Raw genomic sequence first — 24,840 nt, 5'->3', positions numbered from 1 at the left:
AGCCACCCTAAAGGGTTTTGTACATAATGTATTCAAGGGTTTGTTGTGACTCGGTTTTAAATAAAATTTCCTTGAGGATTTTTAACCCATTAGATTGGTACAACTGGATAGCTCGCGAATTGCTGGCGAGCACGTCCAACCAGAGTATATCTGAGCTTTTATTTATGGCGATGTCTTCAATCAGTTTAAGGATTAACTTCCCATAACCTTTTCCTGTCGCTGCGGGCAAGAAATAGAGCTTATTTAACAATGTTCCAGCCATCTGAGTATCGGGTATCTTTTCTTGGTGTGTCAATTTCACTAACCCGATAGGGAACTCTGATTCAATCACATACCACTCTACGTTTGGCTGACTTATATCATGGATGATTTTATCGGTACTATATTCCTGATTTAGGTATTCAAATAATTCATCTTTATTATTCCAAAGTGCAGCAAAGTGGTGCATATAACTCTGCATACCAATTTCATAAAGTGCTAATGCATCTTGTTCACGGGCTAATCTGAGAGTGATTGGTATTGATATCATTTTGTTATCTTCCATTTGTGCCAGTGCATCGATTCGGTGAATTGGCATCCATAGTATAAAAAGTACAGGTCAGAGAATTTTTTATACAACAAATATAATGAAAATAGTTGGCAAAAGAAAAGGGCAAAAATGCCCTTTATAGAAGATAAACTGAGTTGATTACATTGTTTGGCTAATATCTGAATAAGCAAATAAGGCTTGTGCACCGCCAGTATGAATAAATAGCACTGGCGTTTTTTCAACTGAGTTTTCTAAATAGTCGATTAAGCCTGCCATTGCTTTTCCTGTATAAACGGGATCCAGTAAAATACCTTCTTGCTGAGCAAGTAGTTTTATGGCTGCAAGGCCTTGTTGGTTAGGCATGCCATACATAGGAGCAAAAAAGTTATCCCATAATATGACGTCAGGCACTTGATGCAATTTTAATAATTGGGCTAATTCATTCTGTAATTTTTCAACTTTAGGGGCTTGGTCTTGTTGTTTTCGTGAGACGGTTACGCCAATGAGCTGGCTTTGTGGTAACAACGCTTGCAAACCAATAGCAAGACCTGCATGAGTGCCTGCACTACCAGAAGCAACAATAATCTTATCAAATTCAATATGCTCTGGTTTTTGCTCAGCAATTTCTACCGCGCATTGGATATAACCCAATGCCCCTAAAGCATTTGAACCTCCCACAGGGACGATATAGGCATCATGTAGTGACAGCGACTCGATCAGCGCTTCCATTTGGGCTTGCGGATCGGTTAGTTCTTCACACATGACACAGCGTGCGCCAAATAGATCCGTCAGTAATTTATTACCATTATGCAGAAAATTTGAGTCATTGCTTTGGATTGGATTTTCTAATAAAGCAACACATTCTAAGCCATACATGGCAGCAACGGCTGCAGTTTGCCTAACATGGTTTGACTGGATTGCGCCAGCTGTAACAATAATCTTTGCATTTTTTGCTAATGCATCAGCCATTAGAAATTCAAGTTTACGTAACTTATTCCCACCCATTGCCAGAGGTGTCATATCATCGCGCTTAATATAAATTTCGCGGCCAAATTTTTTTGACAAGTTATTAAGCCGGTGAAGTGGTGTTGAGGTTTTTAATAAATCAACTTTTTCGAATTGGCGTAATGTTTGTTGAATTGACATCTAAACTCTCTTCTTATTAATAGGTAAAACCAAGATACAGGTAAATAGCAAGCACCACACTGGCGGTTACGAGTGCATAAGGCATTTGCGTGCGAATATGTTCAATATGCTCACAATCGGTTGCCATTGAGGCCACAATAGCATCGGCAGATATAGGAGAGGTCATATCACCAAATATTGAGCCCGATATTGCAGCACCAATCATATACTCTACAGGCATTCCTACCGATAAACCTAATTGCACACCAATGGGGATCATAATTGCAAATGTTCCCCACGATGTACCCGTTGCTAAAGACATAATAGCGCTAATAATAAAGATAAAACCAATAGAAAAGCCAGGAGCCATAACGCCTTGAGTGACTTCAGCAATATAAGCACCGGTATTGAGCTCAGCAGAAACATCGCCCATTAAAAACGCCAAAATCATAATAGAGCTTATTTTCAGCATATTGGCATAGCCGATAAACAACTCTTTAAAAAAGCTATCGATATTCAATAGGCGGCGACCAATAAACCAACAAAATGATACAGCTGTACCAAACATAACCCCCCAGTAAACAGAGGTTGAGCCGCTGCCTTTACTAAAATCACCGTCGCCAGTGATATAGAGTGCAACAGGGACCATTAAAACGGTAGATAAAATAGGAATAAAGAAGTTTAACGAAGAATGTGCATTTGGATGGTCTATGATCTCTTCTTCATTGTCTTGAGTGTTTGATGTAGAAATATTTCCAGCAATAAACGCTTGTTGATATTTTTCTTCCGCTTTTTTCATCGGCCCCCATGAAAAATTTGTGAAGACGTAAATTAAAATCGTACCAAGGGATAACCAAGCCATCAGGTTGTAACCAATAGAGGTAATTAAAATATCAAAAGGTTCACCAGTAATTAACCCTTGGGATATTTGTACACCAATTAACCCCATGATAACGGCTCCCCAGCCATTAATAATGGCGGAAGAACAAACCGAAACACATGCTGTTTGAATTAAGTAGGACATTTTTTCAGGTGCGACGCCATATTGACGTGCTAAATTTTTGGTAGAAGCACCTGCAACTAATTGGTTAATAGAGCTTTCAATAAAAATAAGTGAGGTAATAACGATAGCCAATAATTGTGTCGCTGTGCGGTTTTTAATTAACCGAGTTTTATTCGTTAATAATTGAACGAGAGCTCGAACCCCTCCAGTTACAACAACTAACCGCATAATTCCGCCGATCATCACCATAAAAACAATTGTGCGGGTATTTCCAGCAGATGAGAATGTATTAATAACACCATCAACGGTGCCTTTAACACCTAATAGAACATTGTGATCATTAATAACCGTAAAACCTACAAGTATTCCTAACATGAGAGAAAGCATTACTTGGCGGGTGAGTATTGCCAATATAATCGTCACAATAGGGGTGATTATTGTCCAAATACCATAGTCGTGCATGTGTTTACCTGTTAATCCTATATAAAATTTTGATTTTTTGACTTTATAATTATCAAAAAATCATAGCATTAATTGGTAAATGGTAGAATATGTTTGTTCGCTTAGAAATGTGTTGTGACAATAAAATGATTAAGACCATCAATGAGATAGCCTTAATTTTCCTCAGAATTACTGTAATGAAAGCCATTCTTGCTTTGTGAGTCGGCTTATTTCTTCTGTTTTTGTCTCACCTATTAACTCAATGAATTGAGGTTCCAAAGTTTTGTAATATTTAAAACCACACTTTTCTTGTGCAATTTTTGATTGTTCATTACCTTGAAAATAGCCACACCATAAATTATCTAATTTTAGGTCTGCGAACCCATGGCGAATAATTTCTTTAATGGATTCAGGTATTAATCCTTTGCCCCAAAATGGTACGCCTATCCAATAACTGACTTCAGCATCATTATCGCCGATCGGGAAGTTACTTTCGTGACATAAAGATAGCCCGATTAGGCCAATTGCGCGGTTGTCTTCTTTTAAAGTAACGGCATAAACTTCGTCGCGCATGAAAATCTCTTTAATAATCGTATGACTTTCTTCAACGCTTTGGTGAGCAGGCCAGCCAGCAACCGGACCGATTCTTTCGTCTTTCGCATAAAAATACAAACTCTCAGCATCCGTTTCTTGCCATGGGCGTAAAATCAAACGCTCTGTATAAAGTACCATCAGTTTTTCCTCTTAATGATGGGAGTGGATATTGCGTGTATTTTAGGTATTAATGAGTAATATTTAAGAGGTAAAATTGTCTATTTTAGGTACTTATAGCAACTATGATAGACTAGGAGGTGTTTACTAAGAGGAAAATACGTGATGTTAAGCATACAAACACATTTGGTTGATATCTCAGAGGCTATCCGTATTGGTGTAACCAATATGGATAAAATGCAGAAAAAAACATTATCTTCATCATACGTAACGGTTTGTATTTGTTTGCAAGGTTGTGCGATTTTTAATATTAATTTTAGGCAGTATCGTGTACGAAAAAATGACCTGATTGTTTTATATGATGATACCTTTGCCATGTTGCAAGCAAAATCCCGGTGTTTTAACCTCGAATACTTATTGATTGATAAAAAACTCGCCACCTCTATTGCTTATTCACTACCTCAACAATTATTTGCCTTTTTTAATGACTATCCCGTTATTCAAATCCCTGTAGGAAAACATGATTTATTTAATTATTGGAAAAAAATCATGCTCTCAATAGCAACTGAACGTGGGGAACATTGGCAGTTACAATTGAAAAACCATTTGCAAAATTTGTTTTTAGAAATCAGTAATGACGCTAAAACGATTTTAGCTAAACCTGAAAAACGCAACCGACAAGAGCAACTTTGCTGGCGCTTTTGGGACTTGATCACTCGGCATTGTAAACAGCATAAAGAGGTAAGATTTTATGCTGAAAAATTATCGATAACCCCATTTTACTTATCAAAAATCAGCCAAAGTTTCTTTAATGATCCCCCAAAAGTATTGATAGATAGGCAGGTTATTTTAGAAATAAAAGCATTACTTGAGGTTGGTAAATTATCAATAAAGGAAATAGCTGATGAAGTTAATTTCGACGATACCTCATATTTATGCCGTTATTTTAAACGGCATACGGGAATAACGCTGACAGAATTTAAAAAGGGAGCAAAATTAAAATCAGGGAAAAGCTAGAGAGGCTCTATTTTGGTTGAATATTTTCTTATAAAATCGATAAAACACCGTAAGCGAGGTGATACCGCTTGGTTTCGGTAATAAACAGCATTAATGGGTTGACGAATCACGATAGTTTCTTTTTCTAAAACCTGCACTAACTGACCACTTGCAAATGCATCCATGGTGACAAAATCAGCAGAGCATAAAATTCCAGCGCCTTGTACAGCGAGGTGGAATAAGACTTCACCACTTGCCCCTGTAATATTGGGTTTGATTTTAAGCAAATCGTCACTCGCATTTTTTACTGGCCAAATATTTAGCGAATCTGGTTGAGTAAAACCCAGTAAACAATGCTTTTTTAATTCGTTAGTATTTTGTGGGACACCGTATTTAGCTAAGTAAGCGGGGCTAGCTACTAATCGTTTTTGACTAAAACCTAATAAGGTGGCATTGAGTGATGAGTCTTTAAGTACGCCAATGCGAAAAGCCACATCAATTCTATTTTCTAATAAACTTGTTACACCTTCATAATTATAAATTTCAAGTTCAACTTGCGGATAACGTTCATGAAATAACGGGATCAGAGGGGCAATAACGTGTGTCAAAAATGGGGTTGATGCATCAATACGCAGCTTGCCAGAAGGAATGGCTTGGCGGGCAGATAGCATTTCTTCTGCTTCGTGAGCAAGATCAACAATCTCTCGCGCTTTTTGCAAAAATGCAGCACCTTCATCACTGAGCTTGATTGAACGTGTTGTTCGGTAAAGCAGTGTGGTGTCCATTTTTTCCTCAAGCCGAAGTAGTGCACGGCTTACCGTTGAAATGGTCATGTTGAGTTGCTCTGCGGCTGAAGTAATAGAACCGCAGTCAACGACACTGATAAAAGCTTGAAGTTCTTCAAAAGTTATTTTCATTATTGCATTTCCAGCAAAAGTTATTTTCACCTTAACGTCTTTTTCATTGGCGTTCAATGTGGAAAAATTCAGGGCATTAATAAATGTTAATAATTTATTTCAATAAGGCTGAAAAAATGAGAATTAACACTGCACTACTGGCATTAGCGATAGGGGCTTTCGCCATTGGAGCAACTGAATTTTCCCCAATGGGAATGTTACCGTATATTGCTGATAATATTCAGGTTGATATTCCATCGGCGGGGTCAATAGTTGTTATTTATGCTCTTGGTGTGATGATTGGGGCACCGATCATGACATTATTACTGGTGAAGAGAAAGCCGAAGGTGGCATTGGTATTTTTAATGTCTATTTTTACGGTAGGAAATTTACTTTCAGCGATGTCACCTGATTTGGTGACCTTATCCATTTCACGTTTTATTACCAGTTTAAACCATGGTGCATTTTTCGGTTTAGGTGCCATTGTGGCTGCCAGTGTTGTGCCACCAGGTAAACAAGCAAGTGCAATTGCAGCCATGTTTATGGGATTAACCATTGCCAATATTGGTGGTGTTCCACTTATGACCAAATTAACTCAAGTAATGGGATGGCGTGAGGCATTTTATTTAATAGCCGCACTTGGATTATTAACCATTGCGAGTTTAATTTGGGCGTTACCTAATAACCTGCAAGGCCGAGACGTTAATGTTAAAAACGAATTGCGTATTTTACGCCGACCACAGGTCATGTTAGGAATGTTATCAACAGTATTAGGGGCAAGTGCCATGTTCACCCTATATACCTATATTACGCCAATGTTGATGAATTTTATCAATGCATCTGATCAAATGATTACCGTCATGTTAGTGATTATTGGTGTTGGTTTCACTATTGGTAACTATCTTGGTGGCTTATTTGCGGATAAATCATTATTTGGCACGTTAATTATCTTTTTCTTAATGTTAGCGTTAAGTATGGCAATATTCCCATTCATAGGGACTAATGCAGTTGGTGCAGGATTGGGTTTATTATTCTGGAGTATTTTTAGCTTTGGTATTGTTCCGCCAATACAAATTTTAGTGATGAATGCAGCAACAGGCGCACAAGCACTAGCTTCTTCCGTTAATATTGGTGCTTTCAACTTAGGTAATGCTATTGGTGCGGCTATTGGTGGTGGAGTGTTATCTTATGGTTATAGTTATTCAATGATTAGCTTTATGGGAACGCTCGTTGCTGTTTTAGGTATTGCTGTCATTCTTGTTATTTTTCGCAAAAAATCTGATGCGAAAGTAGAGACTGAAATTGTTTGTGGTTAATTGAAAAGCAATAAACGGAAAGTTAAAAGATAAGGCCTTTCTTTAATGTAGAAGGAAATCTTCAACAGGTAAGAAAGGCCTTATATGAATTCAGGTAAAATTTTTAGTAAAGTTGCTTATTCAAATTTATTTGCTCAAATGTCGGAGCAAATTGCTCTAGCAGTAACACCTCTCGTCGCTGTATTGATACTCAATGCTTCTGCCAGTGATACAGCTTGGTTGCAAATGTTGCAGACTTTGCCTTTTCTTATTGTGTCACCATTTATTGGGATTGTTGCGGATAGATATAGTGCACGTAACCTAATGATATACTCTGAAGCAATACGTATTGCCGTTTTAGGTATAATTTTTGCACTATTGTTTGCAAAATTACTTTCATTCGGATTATTAATTTTATTTGGATTTGTTGGTGCTGTTGGCACTGTAATTTACAGTGTTGCAACTTCAACCTATATTCCCGCTGTGATCTCCCGCGACCAATTAGTTAATGCAAATCGATGGATTGAACTAGCTCGAAGTTTGTCTTATACGGCAGGACCTGCATTAGGTGGTATATTGGTTGGCTATATTGGTGCGTCCTTTGCTTATAATTTCGCCATTATTTTATCGATCATTGCTTTAGTTTTAATTTTTCAATTGCCCAAAGAGCAAAAGGGAACGCTAGTTTCCACATCTATATTAAAACAATTGAAAGAAGGGGCTGACTATATTTTTCACAACCCGTATTTAAAACCTATTCTATTGACCGCATTATTTTTTAATACAGCATGGTTTATTATTCAGGGTGTTTTTACGGCATATGCGGTGACAGTGTTACAACTTTCAGCGCAGCAAATAGGTATTTCGATTTCAGTTTATGGTATAGGAATGATTGTTGGCGCACTTGGTCTGCGTTACTTATCTTTGCAGTTTAACTATGGGATTTTAGTGATATTTGGGCCTGTTTGTGGTTTATTAGGTTCGATAACGTTACTATTTACTATCTGGAATTCATCTTTTTATTTGATTTTTTTAGCCTATTTTTTATTTGGTGCAGGGCCAATTATTTGGACTATCTCCACAGTTTCATTACGCCAGTCGGTGACACCTAATTTACTGATTGGTCGTGTTTCCGCGCTAATGTTAACAACATCCTTTGGTGCTAGGCCATTAGGCTCAGCCATAGCCGCAATTATTGCTGCATTATGTGGTGTAGAATATTGTTTATGGGCCGCCGTTTTTTTCTTTGCTATTCAATTAGGGATTATTATCCAGTCACCCATCCGGGCATTAAAAGCGATGCCGACAATAAGCGGTTGAGGCCATAATTAAAAAGCAATCTGCGGAGATTCTTTACGTAACATATTCGCGATAATGACGTTATTAAATTAAAAAAGGGCAATATCATGACGACGAAAAACGTATGGAAAACAGCAGAGCAGCGCTGGCAAGCTGTCGTTGAAAGAAATAAAACGGCGGATGGTCATTTTGTTTATGGTGTAAAAACCTCACGCATTTATAACCACCCATCAACTGCTGGTCGCTTACCTAAACGTGAAAATATTGAATTTTTTGATAATGAGGCTCAAGCGATTGCACAAGGTTATCGTCAAGGAAAGCGACATCGCACAGAGGCGACTCAGTTAACGCAATTTTATAAACAAAAAATAGAAAAAGCTTGCCGTTATATTGAGCAAAATAACCAAGTACCAACGCTGGCTGAATTGGCAGATCATGTTGGGATCAGCCGTTATCATTTTCATCGCTTATTTAAATCGCAAACGGGTTTAACGCCAAAAGTGTATGCTGATGCTTTTCGTCATAAAAAATTGCAGACACAATTACAAGAGCAAGAACGTATTACAGATGCAATTTATGATGCGGGGTATCAATCGAATAGCCGTTTTTACGAAACATCAACACAACGATTGGGAATGACACCTAGAGCTTGGAAATCAGGTGGAAATGGCAGCAAAATTTATTTCGCACTTGCTTTGTGCTCGTTAGGAACAGTATTAGTTGCACAAAGTCCTATAGGAGTATGTGCAATTTTACTTGGGGACGACCCTGAAAAATTACTCAATGATTTGCAAGATAAATTTCCAAATGCTGAATTGATTGGTGGAGATGTTCATTTTGAACAACTCATTGCTGATGTCGTTGGTTTTATTGAGGCACCTGAGATTGGCTTTAATTTACCGCTCGATATTCAAGGAACTGCGTTTCAACAGCGAGTGTGGCAAGCCTTGCGTGATATTCCTGTCGGAAAAACCGTGAGTTATCGTGAAATAGCAGAAAAAATAGGTAATCCTAAAGCGGTTAGAGCGGTAGCTAGTGCGTGTGGTGCAAATATGCTAGCGGTGGCTATCCCTTGCCACCGAGTAGTGAGAAATAATGGTGAGCTGTCTGGTTATCGCTGGGGTATAGATCGTAAGCAGGCTTTATTATTAAAAGAGGCACAAGGCTGCTTAGCCAAGCTTAGCGAGTAACTAGATTAAGATGTAAAACTATTAAGTGAATTTATTAAGGGACACCTTAATAAATTATTAATAAATATTTTTTACTGGTTTTGGATGTTAAGTTTTACTTACTCATCTCATATAGTTGTTCATCAACGATATAAAAATAAATAATAGTTAAATAAAGTCTTTATTTATTAATATGTGAGCTACCCATTATATATCCTTTAAAAATCAATAAAATAATCAATTTTTTCACATAATTAATGGTTGAGCTAGATTTTTTGCCCTTTATATTTTTCATATCGTTTCTTTTTGATAAGTATATTGAGTTTTTTAAATAACCACAATATTGGCTGTACGAAGATAAATTTGGGGTATGGCTTACCCCTCACGTTTTTTTCATATTCCATAAGTAATCCTAATGTCATGCTCATTTTCATTAAGAATTACATGAGTGGAAAATATAAAAAAGTGACAGATATGAATTTTTGCAAAATACAGATCAAAAGCGCTAATTTTTGTATTACATTACTTGTACGGGGAAAATGAAAAGGGTTTTATTGTGTTACTGTACAAACAAATTGCGCAAATGCTGCAAGAAAAAATTAAGCATGGAGAGTTTCTTAACGGTGAAAAGTTGCCATCAGTGAGGGATATTGGAAGAGCTCATGATGTCAGTATCACCACAGCGCAGCTTGCTTATCGCGAACTTGAAAGGTTACAGCTCATTTATGCAGTACCTAAATCAGGGTACTTTGTCATCCCCGAAAAAACGGAAGCTTTATTACCGAAAGTCGCGAATTATATTCAAAAACCCGTTCAGGTAGCACAATGGAATCCGACTATGGATTTCTTGCGTGTTGCAGAGCGAGAAGGTGTAACATCTTTATCTTGCGCTGTGCCAAATATTGAAGACAAAAGCTTAGAACCATTATGGCAAGAAATGACAATGGTAACGCGTAGAAAACAATCATTGACACTTGAATATGATAGTTTACAAGGGCTTGCATCACTTCGAGACCAAATTCATTTAATTTCGGATGATCGCCATCTTTTTACGCCGGATGATATTGTTACAACAACAAGTGGCCATCAATCGCTCTCTATTGCTTTGCAAGCTTGTACACAAGGAAATGATGTTGTCGCGGTAGAGTCACCCACTTTTCCAGGCCTATTACAGACGCTATATGGTTTAGGAAGAAAAATAATTGAAATTCCCATTGATCCTGAAACAGGTATAAATCTTGAAAGGCTTGAAGAGGCTTTTGAATGTTGGAATGTGAAAGCGGTGGTAGTGACTCCAACCTGCAATAATCCGATGGGTTGCATTATGCCAGATAATAATAAGCAACGTTTACTCGAAATTGTTGAAAAATATCAAGGAACGGTCATCGAAAATGATTGCTTAGCAAGCTTGGCATATCAGTATCCACGACCATCGACAATCCAATCATTGGATCGAAATGGGCGTGTAATTTTATGCAGTTCATTTTCCAAAACGGTTGCTCCAGGTACACGTACTGGATGGATAATTCCAGGGAAATATAAAGAAAAGGTTTTGCACTTAAAATACTTATCGCATTGCTCTGGTGAAATTTTCATGCAGCAAGTAATGGCTAATTTTTTAAAGGAAGGGCATTATTTTTTGCATTTACGCCGAATGCGTCAACATTATAGCGAACTTCAATGCCAATATAAGGAATTAGTGGAAACACACTTTCCAGTAAATACTCGAATATCTAGGCCACAAGGTGGTTTTTCTCTTTGGGTAGAGCATTTACCTGTGGACAACCGTAAATTACGAGATATTTTGCATCGCAATAAAGTGACAGTATTAACAGGGGAACATTTTTCTACAGGTGACTGTTTTTCTAACCATTTGAGGGTGAACTATGCGTTACCTTTAATTGCAAGAAGGCGAAATGCAATTAAAATTTTGGGAGAGGCATTAAAGGTCACAAGTGTATAATTAGGCGTTCCCCCTATGACTTAAATTTCTGTGCAATAGGGGGAGCAAACATGATTAATTAGCTGGCAGCTTGTGCTCTACGATTTTTAGCGATTAACATATAAATCAGATATAAAAGCGTAAAACCAGCTGTATATCCTGTAAAGATTATCCAGAACGTTTTCCAATCGACAACGCCATTAATAGTATTAAGCTCAATAACCCAACCACATAAGATCGCACCCAAGAATGTACCAAACCCATTAACTAATGTTGTGAAAACGCCCTGAGCTGTAGAGCGAAACTCTGGGGCAATTTCTTTTTCCAAAAATAATGCGCCAGCGATGTTAAAGAAATCAAATGCACAACCATACACGATCATAGATAAAAATAGGGCCAGGGTACCTATTGCAGTGAAATCACCATAGGCAAACAAACCTAATCGTAAAATCCAGGCAATCATACTAAGAAATAAGATAGTTTCGATTTTGAATCTTTTTAATAAAATAGGTAGCAATAAGATAAAGATAATTTCAGAAAATTGTGAGATAGATAAGAAGATAGTGGGGTATTCAGAAAAAATTGAGCCTTTGGCTTCTGGGGCTAATGCCATATCTTGTAAGAAAGGAACGCCAAAAGTATTGGTTATTTGTAATACAGAACCTAATAACATTGCAAAGAACAAAAATACAGCCACTCTTCCTTTTCTAAAAAGTAGAATAATATTATGGCAGTTAAAGTTGGATTTCGCAGATTTTGTAATTTTTATACTATTTGTAGTAATGAAGAATATAGAAAATAGCCCCAGAACAACGGAGGCGGCTGCCCCTACGTATAACTGGTAATAACTCATTTCTAGTTTTAATAAACTAATTGTCCACATTGCGACAATAAAACCCACCGTTCCATAAACCCTAATTTTAGGGAAATGAATCTCGGAATCTAATTTCTGTGCACCTAACATCTCAAATACAATACTATTACAGATTGAAATGGTGGGCATGTAAAACATTAAGTGAATTAATGTAGCAATAAATAAAAGAGTGATTGAATCACTATGAGCCATGACGATTAAAAAAATCGCAGAAAGGAAATGTGTAGAAACATAAACTAACTTTCTATTGTTAATCTTATCTGCAATAAACCCGATGATAATGGGAGAACATAATGCGGATATTCCTAACGTACTGAATATTAATCCAATTTCCCCTCCTTTGAAGTGGAGGGTATTAAAAAGATATGAGGCAAAAGTGACTAGCCATGAGCCCCAGATAAAGAATTGTAAGAAAGAAACTATTTTTAATCGAGTTGTAATACTCATGTCTGCACACCTTGATTTAACTTAAACTTACTTAAATATAATTATTAATTTTACTGGCTGATGTTGATTGTTTAATAATTAACCATGAAAGCGCTTAGTGCCTATCTTGTTATTGTTTTTGCATTATAAGGTAGTAAATAGCTCGCTTTATTGATGTGAAGATGGCTATTCGTAAATTAGTTAAACTAATGATTGTTTTTTAATCGATATTAATACTTGAATTATCACGTTTAAGCTAATTAGTGGCATTTATAAAAGATAACGAAAATGTAGAAAAATAGTTAGTTTATGTTTAAGTTTTAATATTTAGTTGTAACAGTATTCATTTTAGTGTCTAATTGATAAGTATTTTTGTGGTTTTCTATTTTAGCTATTCATCTACATATCCACCTAATTTCCTTCCATACCCAAATATCTTTTGTTGAACAATCAGATTCTTAAATTTTTCTTCGTTCATTTGATAACTACCAAATAATTTTTCAATGGCTCGACTCAGGAGTCTTATTTAATACTTAACTAAAAACCTTAAAGGAGTGTTATGACTTCATATCGTTTTTTACTTTTTGTACTCGCAATGGCAGTATATCTTGTTGGTGCAACTGAATTTATGCTCTCAGCAATCATGCATCTATTAGCGAATGTGTTTAATGTACAAACGTCACAAATATCATGGCTAATATCGGTTTATGCATTATCGTATGCATTGGCAGCACCTATTATCGGATTTTTTTCGGATAAAATGGACAAGCGAAAAATGTTACTCGTAGCAATGTTATTTATTTCAATTGATAGCATAGCAATAACATTTGCGCCTAGCTTATTGATAGCACTTGTTTTGCGAGTGTTTGGTGGGGTTGCTTCCGCAGCTTTAGTTCCGATTACGTTTGCGCTTATTTCAGATGTAATAGATGAAAATAAACAGGCGATTGCAATGGGCTATGTCATGCTAGGAATGACACTGGGTATCATCACGGGGCCTATTATAGCAGGGGGAATGGCACAGTATTTTTCATGGAAAATGCCATTTATCTTTATGGCGATAGGCGGCTTTTTGGTGTTATTTATATCAATGAAGGTTTTACCATCTTCTAAGTCATCAATAGTAAAACAAGGTTCATTTAATATTTATAAGCAAAAAGCGCTGTGCCAATTTATTATTGCTAAAGGGATTTGGAATGGTATTACCGTCTGTGTATTTTTATTAGCAGGTGAAATTTTACGAAGTAGGTATCAACTTAATAGCGCAACTCTCGGCAGTTTGATGGGGCTTTTCGGCGTAGGATTAATATTAGGTAATAGTGCTGTTTCGAGAGTTGTTTCATATACGGTTTCTGAGTTATCACTGGTATTAGCTATACTCGCGTTTTTGTTTATTACTATCATTTTGTTTATTAGCGGTTGGTTAACATTAATAGGTGATTGTTTTAGTTTATTTGGATTTGGCGTGTGGTTAGGTCTAATTTCACCTATCAGTACTTCATTGCTTGCCAGATTAAATGTTAACAATAAGGGGTTGGTACTATCAATCTCAGAAAGTTTTAATAATTTAGTACTGTTATTGGCAATCCCACTTTTTTCTTGGTTGATCTCTAGTGGACGAGTTTTAACCTCCGCAATATTGATTGGCCTATTATTTAGCATTGCGATGCTGTTTATAAAAAGACAAAAGCAGCAATAACAATACACATGCTGATAAGATTTAGGGATATTGTCAAAGGGTTACTCCTGCACAACTAACTGATTTTGACGTAATCTCATCCCATTTAACATGGATAACCAAGCTAAAAACGTAATCATCATCAAAATGATAAATATATAATAAGCAGGTAATTCAGTTAAAATCACGCCAGTCATCATTGGGTTAAAAGCCCCCCCTAATAAACCTAAAGATTGAGCTGAAAAATAACTCGCTTTCATGCCTTCTGGTGCAATGCTATCAATCAACATATATTCACCAGGAGCATAAATAAGCTCTCCAAGCGTAAAAAGAAAAGCACCAAATGCCCATATATAGAGGTTTTCAGCGGCAAACATAAAGGTGGCTAAACCGAGTAAGAAAAATAAGCTACCCAATGTCATTAGCTTTTTCAAATTATCTGGAGTGATCCGTTTGCCAACTGCGTATTGCAACGTTACAACTACAACAGCGTTTACTGGGAGTATCACGCCGATGACGACTTGTGCAAAATCACTGTTTGCTACAGTAATAACATATTGAGAAATCCAGGTTGTAAAGGTACCAAAAACCAATGACCCTAAGAATGTCGATAAAATAAACCAAGCCAGCACTCGGTCTCGTAGCATTACAACTGGGTTCCAAGGGCGCTTGCTACCATTCAGATGTTGTGCAGGTTTTATACTTTGTACAAACCTTTGGATAAAGTATATTGGAAAAGCAGCAGAAATAGCAGCCAAATAAAATGGCAGATTAATACTATACATTAACAGCCAAGTACCAATAGGCGGCCCAATTGTCCACCCTATATTGATAAAAGTGTAATTTAAGGAAAACACTTTTGCTTTTAACGATAAGGTAAGAGTATCTGCAAAGTAAGCTTTTAGCACGGTAGAGAAAACTGAATAAGAGCAATTGATCAAAGAGAAAAATATAATTACTAAGATGGCATTAGTGGAAAGAGGAATGGCAATAAAGCCACCAATAAAGGCTGTCACAGCAAGCAACATACACCTTTTTTTATCTACTCTATCAGCGAGCATGCCAAAAACCATGCTAAATAGCACCCCAACAACCATCGCCAATGACATTGCAATACCAACAGTATCAATTGCCATTTGGTACTCTCGAGTGAGATAAATGGCCATGAAAGGCAGTGTTGCTCCACGACCAATGGTCAAGAGTAATGACGATGCAAGTAACGCACTGTTAGATACACTAAATTTCGCTGACATAACTCATAACCTAAGATTTTTATTATTGTTAACTGTTTGTTTCAACTAAACGATATTGTAATAAAATACATAAATTTAGCGTGGTGATAAATGGGTAAAAATGCGCTAAATCGAAAACAATATTTTGCGCAGTTCAATCCGCCATTATCGATTGAATATATGGCAATATGAAAGCAGTTCAACAGTATTAAATGTTATATGCTGAGAATAAATAACAAATGAATATTGGTGGATACATAAATTAGTATTTACTGTTTTTAAATAGAAAGATGTATTACTACACCTCTCTATTTAATTAAAGATAATTGAATTTATAAAGCAGCAGTATAGACACGGCGGCTTACATCAAGTGTGATGTCTCGATGTTCACCTAACTTGACCATATTATGGGCTTCAAGGCTTTTTATGAGAGGTTCAATAACATCAGTTGAAAGCTGGTAATCACTGAAATGCGTACCTACATTCATACTTTCGAAAAACTCACGGGTTAGCTCAATTGCTTTTATTGATTTTTCCTGTTCATTGCCAACTTCTATTCCCCATACTCGTTCCGCATATTGCGCCAATTTTGCTTGTTTTTGCGGTAGTTTCTCAAGCAACATTGATGGCAGTACTATTGCTAATGTTTGTGCGTGATCTAAACCATAAAGTACAGTAATTTCATGGCCTAGCATGTGGGTAGACCAATCTTGTGGAACACCTACGCCAATTAAGCCATTTAGCGCTAACGTTGCGGTCCACATTAAACTTGCGCGAATGTCATAATCTTTAGGTGTTTCAAGTGCTTTAGGGCCAATTTCAATAAGAGTTTTTAATAAGCCTTCTGCAAAAGCATCTTGAACATAAGCATTAACTGGGTAAGTTAAGTATTGTTCAATAACATGAACGAAAGCATCAACGACACCATTGCTGATCTGACGAGGTGGGAGAGTATAAGTTTTAACTGGGTCAAGAATCGAAAACTGAGGGAACACTTTGTCACTCATAAATGCAAGTTTAGAGTGTATTTCTTCGCGTGTAATGACTGAGCCCTTGTTCATTTCTGAACCTGTTGCGGGTAAGGTTAACACAGCCCCAAAAGGTAATGCAGTTTGAATTGTTGTGCCGCCCTTGGTAACAACTTCCCATTTGTCACCAGGGTAATTAACAGCAGCGGCAACAAATTTAACGCCATCAATAACGGAGCCACCACCAACAGCCAGTAAAAAATCGAAGCCTTCTTTTTCTATTTTATCAACTGCTTTGATCAGTGTTTCATAACGTGGATTGGCTTCTATTCCGCCAAAAAGTGAAAATTGTCGTGAACCTAAAGCTTGTTCGACTTCATCTAGCGTGCCGGTTTTACGTGCGCTTTCACCGCCAAATAAGATAAGTACTTTCGCATTTTCAGGGATCAATCGGTCAAGCTCACTAATTTTACCATCACCAAAAACAATACGTGTCGGGTTATAGAACTCAAAATTATTCATATATAGACCTTTGTTGAAATGAAAAATACCGTGGACTAGATGGCATAGTACTACTCTGGCTGATAGCTTCAATATGAAATAGTGCAATTTTAACATTTATAAATTTTAAAGCTTTAGTATTTTAACTCTTTGTTATAGAAGATGAATGAATTCATTAAGAAAAATAAAAAAGTAATTATTTTTAATTAAATGATTTTCCATCAATCAACTCACTCCTAAAATAAAAGGCAAAGTGCTTAAGTGAATTATTGTCTGTTATATTTAAGCTTGTCAAATAAAACCAAAAGGAATCAAAGTGATAACTAATAATACAAGTGTTAATGAATTTAATAGCAAAGATTTTTTTATTCTGGAGTATATTTTAGGTGCTAAACCCCTTGCAGGAGAGAAATCAGAAACAACAAAGAACATTAACCATTGGGTTAACCCAATAGATTTGTTTGATTTATTAAAGAAAGTAAATAGTGAATGGGTGAAAGTTGAAAATAAATCTCAATATGATTTTAATGTTATTATTCAATTAGGGGAGGATAAAACAGTTGCAACTTCAATTGCTAAGCTTATTTCAAAATATAATAAAACTATCGTAATGCAACTTGAACTAAGTAGTCATCAATGGAAAGTCCTTCATGGTGATATTAATGTCAAGCCCGAAGGGAAAATACGTTGGATTGCAGTTGGTCATGGTAAGTATTTAGGTAAAAACCAAGAGACACTTTTTGAAGGTTATAATTCTAAGATATTTGTTGATGCTCTAAAACATATAAAAAATAATATATTAAAAAATCATCAACCAGATAAAATTGTATTGGCAGGATGTGAATTGGGTCGTGGTGGGCCCAGTGAAAATTTTACGTTTCGTACGGGGGTTGAATTAGCTAAGCACGGGATATACTTGCCTATTGTTGGCTATAGCCGAGAAATTTCCATAACGAAAATGGGTAAGAAAAAAATTAGTACATCTGGTTTTTCCAGTGAGGTGTTTTCAACAAAACCGTATCGACTAGAAATATGGATAAACCCAGATGAGCAACAAGTTTTTATTAATGAAAAAATCGCAGCTTTGTATTTTATCGATGAGTTAAAAAATGGCGAATTAGATATATGGCAGCTGATGAAAGATAGTAATTCAACAGCGTTAGATGTATTGAGAGACAACATGGATGATATTGATATTGAGCTAGTGAAAACAATTGCATACAATGAGAGGGCATATGAAATTTTCAAGTCAAAACTTGTTGGTGACCTAACTAATTTTAGAAAGGAGCTTATAGCAGACTTTAGTAATTTGGGTATTAGAGAAGCACCATTATGGCCAATGATAAATGTTAATCCAATCAATGATGGAAGCAATCGGAAATTTGAAGATTTAACAGTTATTTTTCGGTCAGGAAATGGGATAACGGGAAAAATATATGCTGAAAAATTAGCATCATCAGACCCAAATAATACCGTGGCATTTCAGATAGACCCAAATACAATGCAGTTTTTTATTGAATATGGGGATATAGGAAATCTTGATACATTATCATCTCAACAATGGGTTATCATTGATAATATTCGTTCTGAACCTTCTTTTATACAGAATTTAGCTAATTCTATTGATGTTGCTAAGAATAGGTACCTACTTAGGAAACCTGAAAATATCTCAGTTTATTTAACAGATAAAAAATCATTTTTAGATTTAGAGGATAAGTTTGAATTTACACAACAACTGGCTATAAGATTAAAAGAAAAAGGAATAAATTCAAATGTTAATTTGGAAATATACTTTGATGATGAACGAAAACTTATGTTTTTATTGGAAAATATAGCAATAAATAATATCAAAAAAGAAGATATTAATATAAATCGCTATGCTTATTTAAAGGGTTATTTTACATTAGAAGATGGCAACGTTGATTATGAAAAAATTAATATTGCAATTTATGACCCAATAGTGAGTAAGAAAGTAAATCAATATTTTAGAGAGTCAACTGGACAGGAGGGTTTTGAAAGGTGGAATGCTAATTTTGAAGATGAACCGAATGTTAGTCTTAAACAGCAAGCCATAGAGTTAAAAGAAGTTTTAAAATTCATAAGCTTACAACCAGAAAGGATCAATTATTTAAGCAAGCCTTCTGTTAATCGTTTGTCTGAATTATTCCCTGCTGAAGGTGGATTTAACTACTCAGATGTTCTTAAATTAATTAATGACCCAGTAAAATTAGATGACTATAATAAAGACATAGAAAATTTCTTAATAAGCTATATTGAAATAAAAATACCATTCGGCGATAAAAAATCACTAGGCGAAGAATTCAAATATGTTTTTGATTTGAAAGGCAAACAGAACATTAAATTCTCGGCACTATTGAAAATATTGAATAAAAATAGCTTGAAAGCTACAGTGAGAAAAGTGGAATCACCTATTTTTTATGATGATAGTATTAATTTTTTATATATTCTAAGTGATTGTGATTCATTGCAGGAAGAGGAAGGTAGTGTTAAAAAACATTTAAATTCATTAAAACATTTAATGCGAAGAGATGCTCTAAATGAAGTGACATTAGACGAGAAATTTATACTTGACCAATATCGGGAGTTATACGAAAAAAAGAGTGTTATTTTAGAATCGATGACGGAAAACATTGATAGTCAAACACATACTGCAATGATAAATAATATAAAAAACGATCAGTTCATTTATTTTCAGGCTGATAGTGAAATTTATACGATAGTAAGTTATAACCGTGATGGAATATTTTATATTTCACTATCTGATACTGCTGGTGTTGAAATTACAGTTAGCGATGCTGATTTAGTCGTCGCGAAGGGAAGGTTATTAGATATATTTACACGATTTATTAACAATGAGGTAGATTTGGATAATGAAAAATCTATTACAAGGGGAGATGGTGTAGAGTTTAACCGTAAAGTAGGCGAGCATCTCTATGGTGAAGTACAAATTATAAATACTAAAAGCGCGTCTTTTAAAAATGTACGAGATGCAATAACCGTAGAGCTAGACTCCCTATTTGAGCCGGTTGAAATTTCAGTTATTGATGATTTTGAAATTATATTTGGTGAGCAGCAAACAACACTAAAAAAACTTAGAGATATAGGGGCGAATATAAATGGTGAACCATTAAATTCAAAACATACCCAACAACAAAATTGGAAAGAGCATATTAATTTTGATGAGCAAAAACTTACTGCTAAGCTCGCAATGATAAAAAACGAGACTGAAGGTATTGAATTAGCATCAATATTAATGAATAGTTTGAGCGAATCAGATTATGAAAATTATATTTCAAGTGGAACGACAATACAAAATCAAGCGCTATTGAAAGAGCAACTTTCGATTATTTACAGTTCAAAAGTTAATGAATCTACTATTTCTAAGGAGACGATTCATAAACTACAAAAAACGGGAATGAAGTTGCCTATTTACAATAGAGTTGCTAACTCTGTTGGTCAAGGTATTGGAGGTATAGGAATATTTCTTACTATTAATAATGTATATCAACTAATCGATGAATTAGATAATCCGAATCTGACAGAGCAGGAAAGGGCTGAATTACAAAAAAACCTTGATTTGGCTTGTGCAAATGCTTTCTTTAATTATGGTGATATGGTGATATGGTGTTACAGCCAATCTTACTTAAGTTAGCTTATCAGCAGGCAGGGTCATTTAATGTATCAAGTAAAATTACAGCACGTATTACATTAATATTTAGCCTAATTGGTATGGGATTGGATGTTTACCAAGCTTGCGAAGCATTTAAACAAATTGACAATATAACTAACTCAAAGGATCGGCAAGATCTTATTGTGAATGGCTCGTTATCTATTGCAAACATTGTTGTTGGTGGCATTACAGTGCTGGGAATATTGATAGGTTCATCTACACTGCCTGTTGTTGGGTTAATTGTTGCGGGGGCATTACTCATAGGAGGAATGGTTTATACAGGCATACGAGCTGTTGAAAAAATAGAAGAGGAATTGGGTGCGTCACTTAAATGGAATGAAAAAGCGCGGGAAGGAATACGAGCCGCTCTAGGCTTCAAACCCTCAGATGAAATTCTGAACCGTTTTAGTTATAAACAGCATATTGAATTTTATAAAAATGCGGCTTGGCTACGGGATTTGGGGCTTTTTAAAGGTGAATTATTACACCTAGATTTCGAGGAGCATTTACAGCTTATTTCAGTACCCGTTCTAGATGTTAATGATAAATACTATATTAAATATTGGGCGAGTAAAAATGTCATTCAGTCTCAAGTTTTTTTCGGAGATAGTCCAGATTCAATACTCAGTAACATTGATGTTGATGAAGTCGGCCCATGTTATACGATAGAACAGATAAACTATATTCGAGACAACTTTTTCTATGACGGAGTAAATAAAAAGTGGGTTAAATCAATATTATCTAAAGAAATTAATTATCATAACTTTAACTGGCGATTTAGTTTGATTGATAAAGAAGCCCCATTTTCGTATAAAGAAGTTGGTAAAATAGAAACTGATGATATTCTCATATTGAATGAAAATTATGTTAGTGATTTTTTTGACTTTTTTTTAATAAATGAAAATATGCAAAATCATTATGATTCACATAAGGAGACCAGTATATTTGAGCAGCTAAAACTTTTATCTAATGGAGATTTGCGTTTCTTCCGTAGTAGGAATCAATATTCAAATACATTTCATCCGGATTTTTCCCCTGATGAAGAGGTACGAAATATTGGAGTTGAATATACTAACTCACCTGATGAAATATTTAAGGAGATTAGTAAAAACAATAAATAAATAGTTTTTGAGGGAATGCATAATATTGGATATAGCTTTGAATCTATAGAAAGAAGAAAAAATATAAGTCTAAATCTTGGCCGGGGAAAAGATATCATAATAGGAAAGGAGAACGCAAAGAATGCCTTTATTTTTCATGGTGGAGTGAAATTTTTTGCAGGAGGAGATAAGGACGATATTGTCAGTGTGTATTTTAATAATGAGAAATCTAATAATTCAAAAAATAAAATATACTTTGATGGTGGTAAAGGAGAGAATGGCATAATTATTAATGACATCCCTGAGTATAGTCAGATTGAAATCGATCTTAAAATAAACAATGGGAGCATTTATACTAATGAAGGAGGGGTAGATGAACTCTATTTGAAAAATGTAAATAACGTAACATTAAATGGACAATATAATTCTATCTTTTCATTATACGGCAATGGGGAGAATAATATTCTTGATGTAAGAAGTGGTGAGTGTTTTGTGAGTGGAGGTGCTGGCTATGATAGAATATATTTTGAATCAGGTATTGTAAATGGAGATGAAGGGGATGATACATACTTCTTAAGGCGCTATGGCCAATCAGTAAATAAAACTATTTCAAATGAAGATGAACCCGATATTTTTCTTTCCGCGACAATAATTGAGAATAAAAAAGGTAAGAGTACGGTTTATTTAGGCTATTCATTAAAGGAAATTAAAAATATTTCTGTTGTTAATAATGATATAGTAGTGACTATAAAAATAGATGATGAACAAGAAAAACAGGAGATTCAATTTAATCTAACGCTTAAAAATGCCTATGAAGAAAAAATTAAAAATAGAATTAAATTTCATGATTATCAATTGATTACACGTGATGGCTTTGTGTTGACTAGTCAACTTAATGATATAAATGATAGTGAGCTAATGATATTAGATCATGGAATTTATACTGTTAATTATCAACGGAAGCTTGATTTATCAAATAAAAAACGTAAAGCCATAGTTAATGTCAATACTAATGAGAATGTTATTGCTATAGATAATGATAGCTACTTGATAGATAATTGGGCGAGCATGGGTTTTATAGAAAACAGTTCTGGGCTGATCTATCATGGTAGTAATAAAAATGAAAAGATCATTTTGTCCAATTTGAATAATAAAGTCATAGTTAGCAAAGGTGCTGATGTTTATCAAGTTATAACAGATGAGTTTCATCCCGGTAAATTAGTTTTCGACTACTCTGAAGTACAGGGAGTTTACGAAAAAAATGATAGCATATCGATAAAATTTACCACACTAAGTGGTTACGACCTTAAAATAGACAATAAAGTTATTTACTTGGAAAATAAGTTTGGTGATAGAAGCTTAGAAATTGAATTTATCAATTATAATTCGATAAATTTTGACCAAATAAAAATAATTGATGAAAGAAATAAATTATTTAAATTAGGCCTTGATGGTGATAGTGTAATCATAGAAACTAGCAAAGATATAATTCCCACTGATGGCTCCGACTACATTCACTTTCAGCCTCGTTATAAGTTTTCATCTAGGGTAGTGGATTCTCTCGCGGGTAATGATGTTATATTCGATGAAAGCGGGCTGGGTAATATTATTAATGGCGGAAATGGTAATGATAAGATTGTCGTCGAAAATGGCGAAAATACCCTATATGGTGGTGATGGTAATGATATTTTATACGGAGGTGCTAAAAGTGACTTGTTACTTTCAGATTTAGGTGATGATATATTGGATGGAATGGAAGGCGATGATTATTATATTATTGATGGGCGTAAAAATGTTGGGGAAACCATAATTTGTGACAGCCAAGGTGTCAGTAATATTTATTTAATTGACTTTCAACAGAACTATGAAATTAGAATAATGAAAAATGGGTTGTATCATATTTATACATCTAATTCGAATAAGCGTATTGTTAAAATAAAAGTTCCTAAAGAAGAAATAATGAGCTCCATTAAAATATATCATCATGAACAACTTCCAAACCATATGCCAAATTATGTTAATGAAAATATGAGCCATCTAGTTCGTTATCTTGCAGAGCAAAAAAGTTATGTAAAACAAATGAGTCCGTTAACGCCATATCATCCTTTTGATGAGTTTAAATCTAAATTTACTCACAGTTTACCAGAAAAGCTTTCTTTAACTGAAACATCAATACGTATTTCACCACAATCTAACCCACGCCATCACGTTATTCATACCAGAGGGGCAGAACAAAAAGTCTGGGACTCAAGTGGACATGGACGAGTATTTAAAGCAGAAGCTAAAAAAGGGGGGATATCCATACCTAATGGGAGTTTAGCCAATAATGTTTTATATGCAGCACAGGGTGAAACCAATTTATCTGGTGGTGATGGTGATGACGTGTTTATCGCAAATGGGGTTAGCGGTTTAATAACCGATGAAAGCGGTAAAAATTTATTTGTTATTAATGGTGATCTGCCAGGCTGGAATTCACTCTATAGTTTAGGTGGGGAGAATACGATTTATTTGGTGAATTTTAAACGTAATGTGACCAGAGAATCACCTGACCATATCAGTAACGCCACTCGCTATATTTATGAATCAGAAAACGGAAGAACAGTTAAAATATTTCAATACCCGAATACACAGGCCCCTACAATAGTTCATCAACGATGGGATATTGAAGAACATACAGATAATGTTTCACAAAAATTAGCGTATTTAGTGAACACATTAGCGTCGTTACGTATGCAAGATGAAATGCAAAATGTTGCTAACAACAATCATGATGGTATTTCAGTGAAATGGGAGCCCGTAAAATTGGTTAAAGGCTACCTAAATCATATGGGGTAATTTGCAAACTTAGAATCTACATGAACTATTGTACTAACCGTGAATATCCGCAATAAACATTTTACGGTTTTTGAAGATATTGTTTGGTTTAAATCATCTTTATAGACAGCAAGTTGCAGTAAACTTACT

The 24,840-nt window shown here is 35.2% G+C and carries 17 protein-coding genes; 9 read left to right on the top strand and 8 right to left on the bottom strand.

From position 1 onward, the window contains the following. Positions 1-7 precede the first annotated feature (7 nt). From J6836_RS07240 to J6836_RS07225, 4 genes are all read right to left on the bottom strand, one after another. Positions 8-529: a GNAT family N-acetyltransferase gene (locus J6836_RS07240; RefSeq protein ID WP_255586346.1), complete on the bottom strand. Its 522-nt coding sequence runs from the start codon at positions 527-529 to the stop codon at positions 8-10. Positions 530-688: 159 nt separating this feature from the next. Beyond that, positions 689-1,675 (bottom strand): D-cysteine desulfhydrase, encoded by a 987-nt coding sequence (locus J6836_RS07235; RefSeq protein WP_219248056.1) that lies wholly within the window; start codon positions 1,673-1,675, stop codon positions 689-691. A gap of 16 nt (positions 1,676-1,691) precedes the next feature. Continuing rightward, complete coding sequence (locus tag J6836_RS07230; RefSeq protein ID WP_219248054.1) at positions 1,692-3,119, bottom strand: Na+/H+ antiporter NhaC family protein; 1,428 nt, start codon at positions 3,117-3,119, stop codon at positions 1,692-1,694. 168 nt (positions 3,120-3,287) lie between these two features. After that, positions 3,288-3,830 carry a GNAT family N-acetyltransferase gene (locus J6836_RS07225; protein WP_219248052.1) on the bottom strand — a complete coding sequence of 181 codons (543 nt, stop codon included), beginning with the start codon at positions 3,828-3,830 and terminating at the stop codon, positions 3,288-3,290. Positions 3,831-4,037: 207 nt separating this feature from the next. Between J6836_RS07225 and J6836_RS07220 the strand changes: the two genes are divergently transcribed. Continuing rightward, positions 4,038-4,826 (top strand): helix-turn-helix domain-containing protein, encoded by a 789-nt coding sequence (locus J6836_RS07220; RefSeq protein WP_255586345.1) that lies wholly within the window; start codon positions 4,038-4,040, stop codon positions 4,824-4,826. Here J6836_RS07220 and J6836_RS07215 read toward each other — a convergent pair. Then, positions 4,823-5,722: a LysR substrate-binding domain-containing protein gene (locus tag J6836_RS07215; protein WP_219248050.1), complete on the bottom strand. Its 900-nt coding sequence runs from the start codon at positions 5,720-5,722 to the stop codon at positions 4,823-4,825. The two genes, J6836_RS07220 and J6836_RS07215, sit on opposite strands and share 4 nt — an antisense overlap. 116 nt (positions 5,723-5,838) lie before the next feature. On the opposite strand from J6836_RS07215, the gene J6836_RS07210 reads away from it, so the two are divergent. From J6836_RS07210 to J6836_RS07195, 4 genes are all read left to right on the top strand, one after another. Beyond that, positions 5,839-7,017, top strand: coding sequence for an MFS transporter (locus J6836_RS07210; RefSeq protein WP_219248048.1), 1,179 nt, complete (start codon positions 5,839-5,841; stop codon positions 7,015-7,017). Between the two features lie 84 nt (positions 7,018-7,101). After that, positions 7,102-8,316 carry an MFS transporter gene (locus tag J6836_RS07205; protein WP_219248046.1) on the top strand — a complete coding sequence of 405 codons (1,215 nt, stop codon included), beginning with the start codon at positions 7,102-7,104 and terminating at the stop codon, positions 8,314-8,316. A gap of 86 nt (positions 8,317-8,402) precedes the next feature. Then, positions 8,403-9,485 carry a bifunctional DNA-binding transcriptional regulator/O6-methylguanine-DNA methyltransferase Ada gene (gene ada / locus J6836_RS07200; RefSeq protein ID WP_219248044.1) on the top strand — a complete coding sequence of 361 codons (1,083 nt, stop codon included), beginning with the start codon at positions 8,403-8,405 and terminating at the stop codon, positions 9,483-9,485. Positions 9,486-10,020: 535 nt separating this feature from the next. Continuing rightward, the gene (locus J6836_RS07195) at positions 10,021-11,427 is read left to right on the top strand and encodes an aminotransferase-like domain-containing protein (protein WP_255586344.1); all 1,407 of its coding nucleotides are present in this window, start codon (positions 10,021-10,023) and stop codon (positions 11,425-11,427) included. 58 nt (positions 11,428-11,485) lie between these two features. Here the strand turns inward: J6836_RS07195 and J6836_RS07190 are convergent, their stop codons facing one another. Further along, positions 11,486-12,727, bottom strand: a complete 1,242-nt coding sequence (locus tag J6836_RS07190) for an MFS transporter (protein ID WP_219248042.1) — start codon at positions 12,725-12,727, stop codon at positions 11,486-11,488. Positions 12,728-13,265: 538 nt separating this feature from the next. On the opposite strand from J6836_RS07190, the gene J6836_RS07185 reads away from it, so the two are divergent. Continuing rightward, positions 13,266-14,405, top strand: a complete 1,140-nt coding sequence (locus tag J6836_RS07185) for an MFS transporter (RefSeq protein WP_219248040.1) — start codon at positions 13,266-13,268, stop codon at positions 14,403-14,405. Positions 14,406-14,446: 41 nt separating this feature from the next. Here J6836_RS07185 and ydeE read toward each other — a convergent pair whose 3' ends face one another. Beyond that, complete coding sequence (gene ydeE / locus J6836_RS07180; protein ID WP_219248038.1) at positions 14,447-15,637, bottom strand: efflux MFS transporter YdeE; 1,191 nt, start codon at positions 15,635-15,637, stop codon at positions 14,447-14,449. 311 nt (positions 15,638-15,948) lie between these two features. Next, positions 15,949-17,106, bottom strand: a complete 1,158-nt coding sequence (locus J6836_RS07175) for an iron-containing alcohol dehydrogenase (protein ID WP_219248036.1) — start codon at positions 17,104-17,106, stop codon at positions 15,949-15,951. A gap of 295 nt (positions 17,107-17,401) precedes the next feature. On the opposite strand from J6836_RS07175, the gene J6836_RS07170 reads away from it, so the two are divergent. Genes J6836_RS07170 through J6836_RS07160 form a run of 3 tightly spaced genes read left to right on the top strand, consistent with a single transcriptional unit; the run spans position 17,402 to position 24,711 of the window. Then, the gene (locus tag J6836_RS07170) at positions 17,402-20,758 is read left to right on the top strand and encodes a C80 family cysteine peptidase (RefSeq protein WP_219248034.1); all 3,357 of its coding nucleotides are present in this window, start codon (positions 17,402-17,404) and stop codon (positions 20,756-20,758) included. Beyond that, on the top strand, positions 20,728-21,897 hold the full coding sequence (locus J6836_RS07165; RefSeq protein ID WP_219248032.1) for a hypothetical protein: 1,170 nt from the start codon (positions 20,728-20,730) through the stop codon (positions 21,895-21,897). The genes J6836_RS07170 and J6836_RS07165 overlap by 31 nt, the downstream gene beginning before the upstream one ends. A 15-nt stretch (positions 21,898-21,912) precedes the next feature. Further along, on the top strand, positions 21,913-24,711 hold the full coding sequence (locus J6836_RS07160) for a hypothetical protein (protein ID WP_219248030.1): 2,799 nt from the start codon (positions 21,913-21,915) through the stop codon (positions 24,709-24,711). Positions 24,712-24,840 lie beyond the last annotated feature (129 nt).

The sequence above is a fragment of the Providencia sp. R33 genome (assembly GCF_019343475.1).
GTDB lineage: Bacteria > Pseudomonadota > Gammaproteobacteria > Enterobacterales > Enterobacteriaceae > Providencia.
Note: the sequence above shows the minus strand (reverse complement) of the source record. Positions and strands in the feature narration are given on the sequence as shown.